This window comes from Rhodococcus sp. IEGM 1241 (assembly GCF_033142365.1).
GTDB classification, from domain to species: domain Bacteria; phylum Actinomycetota; class Actinomycetes; order Mycobacteriales; family Mycobacteriaceae; genus Rhodococcus_F; species Rhodococcus_F erythropolis.
Genome location: NZ_JAWLSE010000001.1, coordinates 133,308 through 147,855 on the forward strand (window position 1 = coordinate 133,308; position 14,548 = coordinate 147,855).

Annotated in this window: 13 protein-coding genes; 3 read left to right on the forward strand and 10 right to left on the reverse strand. The window is 61.1% G+C overall.

Features of this window, described 5'->3' with window-relative positions; all coding sequences use genetic code 11:
• Window positions 1–79 precede the first annotated feature (79 nt).
• From R4P70_RS00615 to R4P70_RS00650, 8 genes are all read right to left on the reverse strand, one after another.
• On the reverse strand, window positions 80–1,249 hold the full coding sequence (locus R4P70_RS00615; RefSeq protein ID WP_031331412.1) for an iron-containing alcohol dehydrogenase: 1,170 nt from the start codon (window positions 1,247–1,249) through the stop codon (window positions 80–82).
• A 1,002-nt stretch (window positions 1,250–2,251) separates the two neighbouring features.
• Window positions 2,252–3,025, reverse strand: a complete 774-nt coding sequence (locus R4P70_RS00620) for a hypothetical protein (protein ID WP_021333236.1) — start codon at window positions 3,023–3,025, stop codon at window positions 2,252–2,254.
• Window positions 3,026–3,860: 835 nt separating this feature from the next.
• Entirely contained in the window at window positions 3,861–4,844 is a 984-nt protein-coding gene (locus tag R4P70_RS00625; RefSeq protein WP_021333239.1) for an NAD(P)H-dependent flavin oxidoreductase, read from the reverse strand.
• A gap of 80 nt (window positions 4,845–4,924) precedes the next feature.
• On the reverse strand, window positions 4,925–6,061 hold the full coding sequence (locus tag R4P70_RS00630) for a CaiB/BaiF CoA transferase family protein (RefSeq protein ID WP_069145301.1): 1,137 nt from the start codon (window positions 6,059–6,061) through the stop codon (window positions 4,925–4,927).
• Entirely contained in the window at window positions 6,058–7,155 is a 1,098-nt protein-coding gene (locus R4P70_RS00635; protein WP_019746017.1) for a hypothetical protein, read from the reverse strand. The genes R4P70_RS00630 and R4P70_RS00635 overlap by 4 nt, the downstream gene beginning before the upstream one ends.
• A gap of 54 nt (window positions 7,156–7,209) precedes the next feature.
• Complete coding sequence (locus R4P70_RS00640) at window positions 7,210–8,166, reverse strand: ABC transporter substrate-binding protein (RefSeq protein WP_317830190.1); 957 nt, start codon at window positions 8,164–8,166, stop codon at window positions 7,210–7,212.
• Window positions 8,167–8,256: 90 nt separating this feature from the next.
• Window positions 8,257–9,030 (reverse strand): ABC transporter ATP-binding protein, encoded by a 774-nt coding sequence (locus tag R4P70_RS00645; protein WP_317830191.1) that lies wholly within the window; start codon window positions 9,028–9,030, stop codon window positions 8,257–8,259.
• An 11-nt stretch (window positions 9,031–9,041) separates the two neighbouring features.
• A complete protein-coding gene (locus R4P70_RS00650) occupies window positions 9,042–9,914 on the reverse strand; it encodes an ABC transporter permease (protein WP_020909703.1) in 873 nt (290 codons plus the stop codon).
• 233 nt (window positions 9,915–10,147) lie between these two features.
• Between R4P70_RS00650 and R4P70_RS00655 the strand changes: the two genes are divergently transcribed.
• From R4P70_RS00655 to R4P70_RS00665, 3 genes are all read left to right on the forward strand, one after another.
• Entirely contained in the window at window positions 10,148–11,038 is an 891-nt protein-coding gene (locus R4P70_RS00655; RefSeq protein ID WP_317830192.1) for a LysR family transcriptional regulator, read from the forward strand.
• Window positions 11,035–11,961: a LysR family transcriptional regulator gene (locus R4P70_RS00660; RefSeq protein WP_317830193.1), complete on the forward strand. Its 927-nt coding sequence runs from the start codon at window positions 11,035–11,037 to the stop codon at window positions 11,959–11,961. The genes R4P70_RS00655 and R4P70_RS00660 overlap by 4 nt, the downstream gene beginning before the upstream one ends.
• 187 nt (window positions 11,962–12,148) lie before the next feature.
• Entirely contained in the window at window positions 12,149–13,009 is an 861-nt protein-coding gene (locus R4P70_RS00665; protein WP_020971333.1) for an alpha/beta hydrolase family protein, read from the forward strand.
• 63 nt (window positions 13,010–13,072) lie between these two features.
• Here the strand turns inward: R4P70_RS00665 and R4P70_RS00670 are convergent, their stop codons facing one another.
• Window positions 13,073–13,588, reverse strand: a complete 516-nt coding sequence (locus tag R4P70_RS00670; RefSeq protein WP_317830724.1) for a hypothetical protein — start codon at window positions 13,586–13,588, stop codon at window positions 13,073–13,075.
• Between the two features lie 41 nt (window positions 13,589–13,629).
• A complete protein-coding gene (locus tag R4P70_RS00675) occupies window positions 13,630–14,529 on the reverse strand; it encodes a LysR family transcriptional regulator (protein WP_317830194.1) in 900 nt (299 codons plus the stop codon).
• Between the last annotated feature and the right edge of the window lie 19 nt (window positions 14,530–14,548).

Below are 14,548 nucleotides of genomic sequence, written 5' to 3' on the forward strand. Positions count from 1 at the left end.
CGGTGACGGCCGTTCAGCTCGAAAACAGGTGATCCCCCTCCACCCGACGTGGAGGGGGATCACTTGTTTTCGGGCTCGATCAGAGTGCCCGCCGCAACAAAGGAACCAAAGCGTCCGGATTCGCAATGGGGTTCGGGTTGGTCCCGCACCAGATGTCCTTGAACGTGTACGTAGCCAGACTGGGGAGGTCGTTTTCGGTCAGCCCGACTTCTCCCAGCGATCTCGGCATGCCGAGCCGCCGGATGAGCGAGTCCGCCAACTCGTGAGCGGGCGTTTGCGGCGCACCCAAGGACGCACTGATCAGCGCCTGGCGATGCTCGTTGACCTCGCGGTTGTACTCGAGTGCGAAAGGCGCCATGACACACGAGGTGTACCCGTGCGGGACGTTGAACGAGCCGCCGAGTGCATGCCCGACGGCATGGCTGACGCCCATGTCGAGGCCTGCGACGATCGCGACCATTGACGACCATGCACCGACCTGGCACATCAGCCGCGCATCCACGTCGTCGGTGTTCTCCTTCACTCGGACGAGTCCTTCGGAGAGCAGTCGTATGGCGTTCATCGCCATCCCGTCGTAGTACCCGTTCGATTCGAGCGAGCCCAGGGTCTCGAAGGCGTGGTCCAGTGCGCGAACCCCGGTCGACAGCCACAGCCACTCCGGCGTGTGCAGCGTGAGTGCAGGATCGAGGATGACAGCCTTCGGGGTCATCGCCGGATGCAAGTAACCCTCTTTGACGTTGCTCTTCTCATCCGTCGACCCGGCCAACGCGTTGAACTCACCTCCCGCCAGGGTCGTGGGCGCCACCACTACCGGGATCTTCGGGGCGGAGAAGGTGGGGGCGGTCACCGATGTGTCGGGATTGACCTGCAGGTGGTAGGCGTCCATTTGCGATGCCTCGCGAACTCCGTGCTCCAGAGTGATTGCAAGGATCTTCGCCAGGTCCGTCGCCGATCCGCCGCCCACGCACAACAGCATGTCCGGATCGGCGTCGGCAGCAACTCGGGTGGCAGCAATGACGTCTTCGCGCGGTACATGGGGTCGAACCGCATCGAACAGTCCCACGAATCGATCACCCAGTGCCTCGATCACCCGAGCGATCTCGTCGGTCTGCGAGTTGAGCGTCCCGCTACATACGACGAAGACGCGGGTCGCCCCGAGCAATTCTGCTTCCTGGGCTGCGGCCTCCGCGACCGGAGCGCCAATGCGGACTCTCTCCATGGACGGCAGAGAGACAAGTGATGACTGCACGGCAATACCATCTTTCTTTCTTGATCCTCAATCCACCACGACGTCGTCAAGAGCGCTCAGCTCTCCCTCGGTCTGTTCAGGAGTGGGATAGAGCGTGGATCCGGCGCTGGGAAATGTCTCGCACCCCGTCGCAGGCTAACAGTGGTTACCCTATAGGAGATTTGTGGCGCACGCCACAATCGATTGTGTGCTTGGCTGGCGAAACCATGGGGCGAGGTGAGTTCAGGGGAGACATTGCAGGCTTGATCTGCACCTATCTATCAATCCCCACGGCTTAGATGAAGAGCGCTGTTGCATCTCCAGTGCCAGACAAGGATCGGTTACGGTGGATTCGATCCGCAAATTATCGAACTACCTAACCGCTGGTTGTCTGTTTCTGGAACCAGTTGCGTGATGGCGCGAGGGTTGAGTACTGGGATGATGTAGCCATCACTGACACTCTGGTGACGGACGCCGAATCCAGTGCGGCACCCTTCCCAACACTCAGGTGCATGGTGTCGACGGCGCGACATGCATCGACTTCGCCGTGGAGAAGCGCCTCGAACTTTCCTTGGTCGGAACAGCGGCACTGAGGTGAACAATTATCGCGAGGCGTGCCGCGGGTCGATCCGGCTGCAAAGGGACTTGGCATATCGGGGACGAAGGTTTCTTCTTCCGAGATTCACTCCGCCGAAGCTGACCATTGCAGTCGGTCCGGCAAAGTTAGTCGAGACCCTCGGCTTCTGCTGGGGCTTCGAGACTGGGCATACTCACGGTAAATCCGCTGCCGCCGCACGACGCGAACTGTTTCTTCGACTGGATGGACCGTCAGCTAGAGGACATGATTTTCGGGGTTCGATTACGTCCGTATCGAAAGGAGGTGCTGCGTTGTCTGCGTGAGCAAGGGGGCACCGAAGAGCAGAGCACGATGATGTTGCGTCACTTCGGTTCTAAGAGCGCGGTGCCACATCGGCAACCGCCCTTCTGCTTGCCGCGCCACACTCGCCGGAGGCTCTGGTTGTGTCACTCGCCCTCGATCAATGGATCTTCCAGTTCGAGAAGCGCGACCTCGTCCGGATGCAAGTTCTCGTTCGGATCCACGGATCGGGTCAACCGGTCGTTCGGACCCAATTCGTCTGGCACCTGGATGATCTGAAGACCTCGTGCCAAGATCTCGACTCGTCCACGGTTCTCGTTGCTCGTGATATCTGCTGCGAAAGCAGCAGCTACGGCGTCGCGTGCCAGAGCCTCCGCCAGGTCCCAATCATGGATGTAATCCTCGACCGAAAGGTTCGCTTCTCGCCGGCTCAGCGCGGCCGAAGTGCATCCTTGAAAGTAGAGAGCGACCAACTCCTGAGCGCCGTCCCACTCCGCCTCCAGGCCGAGGGCTACCGTGTTCTCCCGCAACGCGGATCGAAGGTCGAGCGCGTCAGCTGCTCTCATCGGGGGTGACGCGCGCACCTTGCTCACGTACTCCTCGAACCCGATCGCGGCGACAGTCCCGACGACATCGATTACTGCGGGCCAATTCGGCCCCAGATGGCTGGCGAGGTCGACGTCCGTGATGGTTGTCGACTCGATGTGCCGGACAAGCGAATCGAGCGAACGATCTGCGTCGTCGTAGAGTCCATCTCGTTGCGCCTGACGAAGCCACTCCGCTTCTGCGACTATCGCATCTCCGGGAATCGAACCGGCGTTCTCGAAAGCTTCATCAATGGATAGCTCAGTACCGACAGCGACTTGGGGCCCCCAAGCCGCTCCGTTGACTCGCAAGAGCTGCGCAGCAGTCTGTACCACGTTCGTCAAACGAACCGACGCGTCAGAAGAGCGACGCAACGTAGCTACATCGGGCCTCGACGGGATGGGTTCACACGCTGGATTGTGCCGTCCACGTTCCGCTTTCGTGATGGTCTCTTCGATATTCGCAGAGGATGGGCGTGCAGCGAAGATCTTCGATACACCGATAGCACCAGCAGTAGCCACAGCGATGATCAATCCCGCTGCAACGAATTTCGCCCTCCGGGTCGGTACCGCATGCATGCTCTTGATTCCCCTTCTGTGTGCCCCGGACGATGCGAGCGAAATATCGGATTCTATCGCGAACGCTATCGGGCGCGTGAGACTTCAGTGTTCGGTCAAGCGCAAGATTGTTGCGGGGATCGGGGCGCCATAGGGAGTAGGTGCCTTGAAAGGGTTGCCAGACGACTTCGACGATCGCACAGTCGGGACGGGCACGCCGGGCTCTCGTCCTTGCTGTAAGTCGAAGCCAAGAAATGTCGGTGGACGTAATGGGGGAGCTGCTGCGGGCCGACGGTGATGTTTTGGTAGCCCCATGGCCACAACGTCGAGTAGATCGTGTTCGGTGCCGATCGAAATCCTTGCGGTCGTCACTCTGATGACCCCAAGCAATTCGGAGTACACCTCCTTTCCTCGTCCTGGCGTCAATGATCGTCGGGATGCATCCGAAACGATCGAGCGGCGATGGCAAGCCGCGAGGCGATCTGGAAGAGCTCACCGTCACCGCACGACGCATCGAGGACGAGGTATCGGCGGCACGCGGGTCGACGAGCGCAACGGCAGGGGCATTCGCGAAGAACTGGCCGACGGTAGCGCCCAGTGGGTTCGGACGTAGTCAGGCGCTGACAGGATCCAGGAGGCCGGTAAGCCGTCCGGCAATCAGTGCTTCGGCCTCTGTGACAATTCGTTCCACCAATTCACCCACAGTGGGGACGTCGTGAATCAGTCCTTGCACAGTCCCCGCCGTCCAGATGCCAGCCTCCGGGTCGCCGCTGTCGAACACCGCTCTGCCCCGCGCACCGGCAACAAGATGTCGAACGTCTTCGAAATTGCCGCCACTGGAGAGAATTTCGATAACTTCTAGGCTGATGCTGTTGCGTGCTACGCGAGCGGTATTGCGCAGTGACCTGAAAATCAGTTCCGTGTCGACCTCCGAGGCAGCGACTATCGCCTGCTTGATGTTGTGGTGAATCGGGGACTCCTCGGTACACATGAACCGAGTGCCCATGTTGATGCCGTCGGCGCCGAGCGCGAGGGCCGCCACTAATCCTCGCCCATCGGCAAATCCACCGGACGCGATCATGGGAATGCTGATCCGCTCTGCTGCTGCAGCGATGAGGACGAGACCCGGTACGTCGTCTTCCCCTGGATGCCCGGCACATTCGAACCCGTCGATGCTGATGCCGTCGACGCCGAGGGCTTGGGCTTTGACCGCGTGGCGGACGCTGGTGCACTTGTGGAGAACCTTGATGCCGGCGGCGTGAAAGTGCGGCAGATGGGGTGCGGGAGATGATCCGGCTGTCTCGACAACTTTGACTCCGCAGTCGATGATCACGTTGCGATACTCATCGTAGGGCGGAGGTGTGATCGTCGGGAGGATGGTGAGGTTGACCCCGAAAGGTTGATCGGTGAGCTCGCGCGTTCGGGATATTTCTCGGGCAAGATCGTCAGGTGTCGGCTGTGTCAGAGCAGTGAGCATGCCGAGCGCGCCGGCGTTTGCAACTGCCGCTACGAGTTCTGCTCTCCCCACCCACTGCATGCCGCCCTGGACGATGGGGTGACGAACTCCGAACGTCTCGGTAAATGCGGTTGTCAGCACTGGACATCTCCTCGATGATGCATGGATATCGGTTTGTCAGTTACGTTGTTGCCAAGTGGTTTTCGGCCAGAGTGACGCATTCAGCCCATCGACGACGCCCACTCGTTCAAGGCCGGGACCTGCGAGGGACCAGTTCGTGCCATCGGAGGTTCGGCGCGATAGGGCATGGCAGGCGTCAAATATTGTTCGCCATGTTCGTTGGTGCCGGGGATGAAGGAACGGTTCGCAACCACGTCGTCGGCGCAGATCACCTGGTCGTAGTCACGCACAAGTGCGGCAACCACTCCGGCCGCAGTGAGATGCTCTACCGCTTCCGCGGCGCTACGGTGGCACAGCTGCTTCTCGATCGTGGCGACGAGGTCAACACGGTTTTCCACGCGCAGCGCGTTGGTGGTGAACCTCGGGTCGTCGGCCAACTCCGGCAGGTCGATTGCCTTGCACAGTTCGATCCAGGCTCGCGGTTGGTAGCCGCTGATCACCAGCTCGCCATCGACGGCACGAAAGACGTCTGCGGCAGGTGCGACGCTTGGTTGTCCGTTCCCTTTGCGGCTCATAGCCTTTCCAGACACTTGCCACTCGATCCAGTTGGCGGTCTGCAAGTGGATCGCAACGTCGAGCAGGGAAACTCGGACGGAGGAGCCCTTGCCGGTGCGATCGCGCCGCAGTAGCGCTGCCAGTACCGCTTGGGCGACGACGTAGCTCGTTGCATGATCTATGACCGGTGCGCCCACACGCTGTGGCGGGCCATCCGCCTCACCCGTCACCGACATCAGTCCGCTCTCTGCTTGCGCAGCGATGTCGAGCCCGGCGCGGGTGGCGGACGGGCCCTCCGCCCCGTACCCGCTCACCGATACGCTGATGATTTCCGGTCGCAGACGTTGGAGTTCGGCAGAGGAGAATCCCAGTCGATCAAGCGTTCCCGGGCGCAGATTGTGCAGCAGGATGTCGCTCGACGCGATCAGATCCCGAGCCCGCTGCAGATCGGCGGAGTCTTTGAGGTCGAGGCAGATTGAACGCTTTCCACGGTTGTACCCGTAGAAGATGCCGCGCGCGTAATCGGCGTCGATTTGTCGGGCCGGTTCACCGCCAGGGGGCTCGAGCTTGATGACCTCGGCGCCGAGATCGGACAACTGCTGCCCGGCGCTGGGTATTGCGATCAGTTGACCGATCTCCACTACTCGGACACCTGCCAACGGCAGGTCTACTTCGTCGGTCATCGAATGATCTCCACATGAGGCGAAGTGACATCCTCAGCGGGCTCCAGGCAGCGCGCCAACAGGATGCCTTCGGTGTGGTTGCAGGGGTTCAATCGATTTCTGTCACCTTCTGCTCCCCCGATTCGGATTGTCACGGTTCCATCGTCATTGCGCTCGAAGTGTGCGTCGTTGAGGTTGACGGTGTGGTCGCGGTACTCGAAGGACTCGAACCAGTGGTTGTACAGCATCACTCCGAAGTAGGTGCAGTCCGGGAGAGTGAATGTAATATCCACGGCAGTAGCGTCTTTCAGTGACCACCAGCCGGCAATGTATTGGTTGGAGCTGGTGCCGTAGAAGTCTCCCCACCCTCGTTGCTCCGAGGTCACGCGAATCTCGTTGGGAGACTGACTGAGTGTTTCGATGAGCTGAAGACTGCGTCGAAGGCTCACGTCCATGCCACGAGCAAGTTTCGTGAGGCGCTGGGCCAGCCACGCCGTGTCGAGATCGGGGCGTGCACCAGGCGGCGGACCGAGGCGCTCGATGTGGAGAACGGGATCGATCTCCGCGTTACGCGTCTTGTGATACACACGCACTACTACGTCGAAGCAGCGCTCATCCAGCCGAATGCCGCTGCGCCCCTCCAGCTCTTGTGCGACGAAGATCTCGAAGTTGCCGTCCGCGTCACACACCTTGTCGTCGATGACGATGTTGTCGGCGACCCGATCGGTCCCAGACGCGCCGACGCGATTGGCGAGGACGGCGACGTACGGCACTGTGCCACGGTTACCGTGAATACGGTATGTCTCGTTGGGGTCGATCATCGCAGTCCAGTAGTCGACGTCGATGCCGTCTCCCCAGAACTTTCGCATCGGTGACATCAGAGTGAAGAGTTCAGGTCGGAGCACGTCTTGGCGTTCGATATTCATCTCGGCGAGGTATCCGAACAGGCGAAGTGCGTGCCGTACGCCTTCGGCGCTGTCCAGCGGCGATCCGGTAGCGGCAGCGGTCGAACCGAATGTCGCAAGACTGTCGGTGACTGCAGACCAAGCCTCGGTGAGCTGCCGGCGATCGTGCTGGGACTCGGATTGTGTTGACTGGTCAGCGAGTTGTGTCATCGTTTCTTCTCTTTCGTAGTAGACGAACTGGATTGTGTATGGGGGGGGCGTTGGTCAGCAGAGGGGGTCGAAAGGGACGTCTGCGTCGGACTTGCCCGAGGTCTGGTTGTTCACCCATGCGACGTTCTGGGTCCATCGGTCGGCTGAAATCTCGACCGGCCAGAGGGTCTTCTGCGAAGCCCACACCTGGTTGGCTTTGTCAGCAGGAACATTCATTCGCTCGGTGAGAAGTTGAGCTCCTGCTTGCTCGTTCGCGGGATCGGCTATCCACCCTGCTGCGGCCTCGAGCGCCGCACAAACGGGGGCAGCAGCATCGGATTCAGCGAATGTGGCTGTCGTGACGAGCACCGTGCCCAGGCCGTATGAACTCACGCCGTCAGAGCCCACCGGGTCCACTTCTGTAATCGCCGTCATCGGAATTCCTTGAGCATCGAATACGGCTTGGCTGGCAGCGGTGAGAACGGCGGCATCTATGTCGCCCTTTCGTGCGAGTGGTATCTGACTCGCGGTGGGTGCCGCTGCGATGAATTGCACCGTGGAGGCGTCGATGTTTCGTTCTGCGAGAAGCTGATTGACGAATTGCTCGGCTGCGCCGCCACGTGACGGTATGGCGATCCGCTTGCCGGGCAAATTCTCGATGGTGGTGATGCCGCTGTCTTTCGTCACGGCGATGGCAAGATCGATCGACCCGTACGGGGACAGTGGCCGCAGACTCTGCCCTTGCTCTATGGCCGGCACGACGGTTCCGGGTGCACCGACCGCGAGATCTGTTGTACCGCCGATGAGACCGCTGATGAGTTCGGGCCCGTTCTTTCCGTCGATGAGCTCGACGTGGAGGCCTTCCTTGTCGAACATTCCTTGTTGGACGGCGACGTAGACAGGTAGGGACAAAGCACTCGCAGGGTAGACCCCGATGGCGACGCTACCGTCGTTCGGACGCCCTCCCCCTCCACACGCGGAAAGCAGTAGGGACGCTGCAATGACTGTGCCGACAAAAGGTCGAAGTTTCATGGGATTCCTGTTCCTTGATGGCTGGGCGCATCAGAAATCAAGCTGAGTTGGCTGGGCACATCAGTAATCAAGCTGAGTTGGCTGGGCACATCAGTGGTCGAGCTGACCACGCAGCCGGTTGAAGATTTCGATGTATCGAGGTTCGGCGGTGAGGGTTTCGAGTTCGCGGGGGCGCTCGATGTCAATGCTGACGTCGTCGATCACCTGGCCGGCCCCGAGCAGCAGAACGCGGTCGGAGAGACAGATGGCTTCGCCGAGGTCGTGGGTTACGAAGATGACCGTCCGGCCTACCTGGGATTGCCAAAGCTCGAGGAATTCTCGCTGTACTTCGACTCGGGTCTGCGCATCGAGGGCGGCAAACGGTTCGTCCATCAACAAGATGTCCGGATCCAGAGCCCACGTTCGGGCCAACGCGACACGCTGGCGCATCCCTTGGGAGAGTTGCCAAGTCCACAGCCGTGACGCCTCGGACATTTGAACGGCCGCAAGCCAGCGCGCGGATTGAGTTCGTCTCTCCGCCTTGGGTACTCCCCTCAATTCGAGACCGTACTCCACGTTCTTCTGCGCTGTTCGCCACGGGAACAGCGCATCTCGGGCCATCATGAAGCCCATCCGAGAACGAGCGTCGAATGGCGTTGTGCCGAGGACCTCGGTCTTCCCTTCTGTTGCGTCCACCAATCCAGCGAGCGCGTTGAGCAGAGTGGTCTTTCCGCAACCGCTCCTGCCGACCAGGCTGACGAACTGTCCGCGAGGGATTGTGAGGTCGAGATTATCGACCACAGTTTTCGCCGACCCGTCGGGCGAGGGGAAGGATATCGTCAGTCCGTCGAGTTGCACTGCGGGTGTAATCACATTGGTATCCATGATGATTCCTGTCATCGTCGAGCCGGCGGCTGCCACCGAAGGAGGTAACGCTCAGCGAAGTTCATGGCCTGGTTGAGGACGACTGCGACGATTGCGAGAAGTATGAGGATCGCGTAGACCGCTTCCATCCGGAACTGGGCCGAGTAGATCGACACAAGCTGGCCCAGCCCGTCCCGTGACGAGATCAGTTCAGAACCCACGACGCCAAGCAGTGAATAGATCAGCCCCAACCGAAGACCGGCAAAAATGCCAGGTGTCGCGACGGGGAGGAGAATGTGCCAGAACACCTGTGTCTTACTGGCATTCAGGACAGTGGAAAGTCGGAGCCATTCGTCGTCCACTGACTTCACACCGGCTCGTGCACTCGAGCAGACGATGAAGAATACGAGTGTGAACGCGAGAGCGACCTTCGCCGTCATCGTGATCCCGAAGATGACGATAAGCAGAGGTGCCAGCGCAAGACGTGGCATGGCATTCGCCGCATCCAGAAACGGACTCATGATGCGTTCGAGGGTCGGAAGCAGTCCGAGGGAGAGCCCTACCGCCACCCCGACTGCGCTTGCGAGGATCCACGCGATCACGACGGCAGTCATCGTGGCACGCAAGTTCGTCGAAATCTCCCCCGACTGCACTGCTGCGGTGAAGTAGTTCCAGGCTTCGCCTGGCGTTTTGGCCAGAACTGGCTCGATCCAACCTTGCGATGCGACGAGCTGCCACGCTCCGAGTAGGACCAAAAGCAGTGCGGCCTGGGCCAGTCGTACCCCGATGGTGCGTCGTGTACCGGATCGACGCTGTCGAGCGGGCTTCGGCTCAGAGCGTGCCCGCCTCGCGGAACGGGGTGACGTAGCGCCGGATGGCGAACTAGCGGTGATGGTTTCGGTCATTTCGGCGCCTTCTCCGTAGTGCTCACAGGCGGCGATAGGTGCTCGACAAAAGCAGACGGGTGCGTCTGGTCGAAGCTCCCCGGGTTGTTGCTCACTGCGTTCATATGTGAAGCAGATCACGGGATTCTTCTTCCCGTCTACGCCACATTCGAGAGGTATGCCATAGGGTTTACCTATGGCTGACGGGCGCAGAATCGGGCGCGCACGCGGACTTCCATGAGAAGGGAATCCCAATGGACCGGCGTCATCTGGAATACTTTCTCGCCCTTGCTGATCGGGGCAGCATTTCCGCTGCTGCTCGCGGACTGGGGGTCAGCCAGCCGACAATCTCGGAGGCTCTGGCCAGAATGGAGAAAGAGTGCGGCCTGACGCTCGTCCGCCGTGGCTCGCGGGGAGTCACCCTGACCGACGCTGGACGCGATCTCACAGGTCCGGCGGCCCAAGTACTTCGGGCATACCGGGATTTGGATCACGCTTTGCATCCATTGAACGTCGTGCAGCGGGGTCGGCTGACGGTCGTATGTCCGCGAACATTGGCGCGTGATCCGGCGGCCACGGCCCTCGGTGCGTTCAAAAGCAAGTTTCCCAATGTTGCGGTGACGATGCTCAGCAACGACACCGACGGAATCGGAACGGTGGTCGCCTCGGGTCAGGCTGATATCGGCCTCGGGGTGGACGAGGTGTTCGACGAGGGTGTTGAACGTATCCTTCTCGGCCGGCAACAAATCGTTGCGCTGGTGCCCGCCGCACGAAGTGAAGGCGAGGGGGTAGCGGCGTTGACGGATCTGTTGCGAATCGGATTGATCACCAGCCCGCGTGACGATGTCACTCGGCGACTGTTGGCGGAACGCCTGGGCGAAGGCACTGTGGACGGGGCGGTGGTTGCGGAGACTATCTCTGTGGCCTCGATGATCCCACTTGTACGCGCGGGAGTCGGCGTCGCCTTCCTTCCCGAATCTGTCGCCGATACAGTCGGAGAAGGTGTGGTGCTGTGTCGTACTCGGCCCCCGCTCACTCGTGATATCTGGATGTTCCACGGTTCGACGCCATCGCCTGCGGCACAAGCGTTTATCGAGACGACCAGCCGATTACGTGACGAAGGTGGAATGGGGAACGCCCGATGAGCAACTTCGGAGAGTCCGCGCCCCCGCGAATCGATCCGCGGCAGCTACAAGACTTCCTCGCGGTCGTCGAACACGGCAGTATCACGGCAGCAGCGGCAAACCAGTTCACAGGAACATCGAGCGTCTCTCAATCAATTGCGCGACTCGAAAGACGCGTCGGAGGACGACTTTTCAATCGGGGCCGGGCCGGCGCGACGCTGACTGCGCGCGGACGGAATCTCATCGATCCAGCACGCGAAGCGCTGGCCGCGCTCGACCGATTAGTGGTCGAGCGCGAGTTCTTACTGTCAGCAGTCCCCCACCTCAGTGTTGCCACGACAGCGAGCCTTGCGGACGATCCCACAGCGGTGCTGCTCGGAGCGCTGCGCTCGGAGGTGCCGAACCTGAGAATCACCATCTCGGTTCCGCCGGGGTCATCTGTGGCCGATGCGATTCACCCGGTCATGGCCGGCACCGCTGACGTGGCAATAATGGAGTCGCCGCCCACCGGCGTTCCCGGGACTCGAATGGTGCGCCTTCCGGACCACAAGTTGCGCCTTGTCTGCCCGCCCGGCACCCCGCCACCGGTGGGCGGGGTATTCATCGGCGAGGACCTCATGCGCATCGGCTTGGTCGTCGCACCGCGGTTCGAAACTTCCGATGTCTATCGCCATCTGCGTTCGATCGAACCGCGAATCGACCACGCCTTCGTGATGAGGTCACAGCATCGCGATGCCTTCGCGGATTTCGCATACGAAGGGATCGGTGCTGTCATCCTCGAACTCTCCAGTGCCGAGCGAGCATCCGAACGCGGCTGCACTGTGGGCGAGATACTCGAACTGCCGCCACGGAAGATCGCAGCCGTGGCAAAGGACGGCCAGAACACGCAGGTCGTCGAACATTTCCTACGGCTGTGTGCCGAGCAATCCGCGCGGAAGCCGTAGGCCGAGGCGATCTCGACTTCGCGCCCTGGGTGTTTGCGTCGGCCGGTCATTCGCCGAGAACGATGATTTTTGTCTACAGACACAACACTTCTGGGATAGTCCATTTCCTCGAACAAAGCCGACGGGTCACCCTGCCGTGAATATGTAATACACGTCACTCCGGATCAACTTCGAAAGGTTGACTTTCATGCGAAAGTCTCTGAAACATTTCGTGAATGCTGCAGCGGCGGTTGCGTTGTGCGCGACGCTAGGACTCACGGGCGCAACCGGAACAGCGGCTGCCGATACGCCCGGCATCCCGAGCGTCGGGCACGACTGGGCGAGTGCAGGGCCGTACACGCCGAATGTCTCGATCGGGCTGGTGCACACTCTGTACTACCCGCGCCAGCTCGGCGCGCGCGGCGAGAAGCACCCTGTTGTGATCTGGGGGAACGGGACCGGTGTGCTCCCCGGTGCGTACACCTCCTTGTTGCGCCACTACGCCAGCCACGGATTCATCGTGGTCGCCGCCAATACACCGGCAAGCAACTTCGCCATCACCATGCGGTCGGGAATCGACCTCATCGCGGACAAGGCGGCCAGCCCGTCGAGTGTCTTCTACGGCAAAGTCGACCTGGAACACATTGGTGCGGTGGGGCACTCGCAGGGCGGGTCTGCGGCGATCAATGCTGCGATCGACGACCGCGTCGACACTGCCGTCGCGATCCAGCCAGGCCCGCTCAATGATGTCGACCTCATCGACGAGCCGGTTCTGTATCTGGCCGGCCAGGCCGACGCAATCGTTTGGCCGGCGATCGTGCGGGCGATGTACGAGGACGCCGACCACGTACCGGCCGAGTATCTGGAACTGCGCGGCGCCACGCACTTCGGTACGGCGATCAACGGCGGCGATATGCGCGGGCCGAGCACGGCGTGGCTGCGGTACTGGCTACTCGACGATCCGAACGCCCGCACCGAGTTCTTCGGAGCGAGCTGCGGATACTGCACTGACACCCAGCAGTTCTCCGACTTCGACCGCAACGATCTGGCCATGCAGATCCCGGGGTGACGGTAAGTCGGGAGTTGTCAAAGACGGACGGCCTGTCCGTTCAGATCGGCGGAATTGAGAAGCTCAAATGACGACGTAGCCATACATCCGTTCGCCCTGAGCCACAGCTCTGGTCGCTAGTTCGGCGAAGGCGGTCAGGAACGGCACTGAGTCCTCCGACGGTTCACTCGTCTCGTCGATTGCCCAGGCCGCCGCAGCGGCGGCGACATCGTCAGCGTTCAATTCCGCTAGTGCATCGCGTAATTCGTCGGTAACCGTGAGCACGAGGGTGTCGCCGTCGTCGCTCATTGCGACGAGTTTCCCGCAGCGTGGACCTTTTGCGACCTCGTTGTAGGGGCGAGCGGTGAGGGCTGCCTCCAGTCGGCCGAGCGCGACAACTGGATCGACGCCTTTCGCCTGCAGAACTGGAGTCCCACCCGCAGCCAACTGAACCCGCGGGCGAGAGGCATCGTTCGCCTCGATCACCGCTGGTTCCAAGTCGACGAGTCCCTCGAGGGCGGAGGTGGCGTGCTCATCCGTGCGCGCGGTGAAGTAGTCGGTGATCGCAGACATGGCGCGATCATCCCACACACGATGCATTCCCACGTCCCGGAGTCCTTCCGCGACTTGGCTGATCGCCGTCAGGCGGGGCAGGAGTGTGCTTCCTCGATCGCCTTCGCGAAAACGCGGAGTCGTGGGCTTTCGAGATCGGTACGCCACACGAGGCCCAAAGCAGATTCGGGTAATCCGTTGATCGGTACGAATGTGATGTCCGAGCGCTGGCTGTATGCAGCGGTTGCCGCGCACAGGATGAGGCCGACCTGACTGAATGCGACCTGCGACAGGCCTTCCTGAACGGTGCTCGCCCCGCCCTGCGTGGGAATCGTGGCTCCGCCCGGCGTCGTGCTCGGGGAATTCACACGCTGCCAATAGTCGGGGGCGGGGCCGGTGATGGGTACCAGACAGATCTGCGCCAACTGCTCGGCGTCGATCACGTCCAGTTCACTGAACGGGTGATGGACTGAGACGGCCAGGGTCTGGGGCTGTCGAGAAAAGACGAGCCCGGTTGTCAGCTCGGGCTCATCTACGGGGAGAAGTGCCACTGCCGCATCGATTCGCCCGGCGAGTACATCACTGAACGGATCACCCAGGGGTAATTCTTTGATGGTCACGCAAGTTTGCGGATGTTGTATCTCGAAGCGAGAGACAGCAGCCGCGATCGAATCGTAAATTGCTCCTTGGAAACCCACCCGAAGCGGCGTCGGCATGTTCCGTGCTCTTGACTGAGCGTCCTCGATTACTCCGACAAGCGCACGATGCGCGGGAGCCAACGACGCAAGAAAATCGGCACCGAATTCAGTCAGGTGCACGCGGCGACTGGTGCGCGCCACCAGGCTGGTGCCGATACGGCGCTCCAACCCGCTGATCAGCTGACTGACTCGGCTCTGGGAGATGAACAGTCGTTCGCCGGTGCGACCGAAGTGCAGTTCTTCAGCGAGAACGAGGAAACACTCGATCTCACGCATCGGAGGCTCCGACATTTTCACTCCGACCCTCGAC

What these genes read in the sequence shown, in the direction of transcription:
- R4P70_RS00670 (WP_317830724.1), bottom strand. Translation starts at nt 13,588, where the DNA reads ATGCATCGTGTGTGGGATGATCGCGCCATGTCTGCGATCACCGACTAC.
- R4P70_RS00635 (WP_019746017.1), bottom strand. Translation starts at nt 7,155, where the DNA reads ATGACACAACTCGCTGACCAGTCAACACAATCCGAGTCCCAGCACGAT.
- R4P70_RS00650 (WP_020909703.1), bottom strand. Translation starts at nt 9,914, where the DNA reads ATGACCGAAACCATCACCGCTAGTTCGCCATCCGGCGCTACGTCACCC.
- R4P70_RS00665 (WP_020971333.1), top strand. Translation starts at nt 12,149, where the DNA reads ATGCGAAAGTCTCTGAAACATTTCGTGAATGCTGCAGCGGCGGTTGCG.
- R4P70_RS00630 (WP_069145301.1), bottom strand. Translation starts at nt 6,061, where the DNA reads ATGACCGACGAAGTAGACCTGCCGTTGGCAGGTGTCCGAGTAGTGGAG.
- R4P70_RS00675 (WP_317830194.1), bottom strand. Translation starts at nt 14,529, where the DNA reads ATGTCGGAGCCTCCGATGCGTGAGATCGAGTGTTTCCTCGTTCTCGCT.
- R4P70_RS00640 (WP_317830190.1), bottom strand. Translation starts at nt 8,166, where the DNA reads ATGAAACTTCGACCTTTTGTCGGCACAGTCATTGCAGCGTCCCTACTG.
- R4P70_RS00660 (WP_317830193.1), top strand. Translation starts at nt 11,035, where the DNA reads ATGAGCAACTTCGGAGAGTCCGCGCCCCCGCGAATCGATCCGCGGCAG.
- R4P70_RS00655 (WP_317830192.1), top strand. Translation starts at nt 10,148, where the DNA reads ATGGACCGGCGTCATCTGGAATACTTTCTCGCCCTTGCTGATCGGGGC.
- R4P70_RS00645 (WP_317830191.1), bottom strand. Translation starts at nt 9,030, where the DNA reads ATGGATACCAATGTGATTACACCCGCAGTGCAACTCGACGGACTGACG.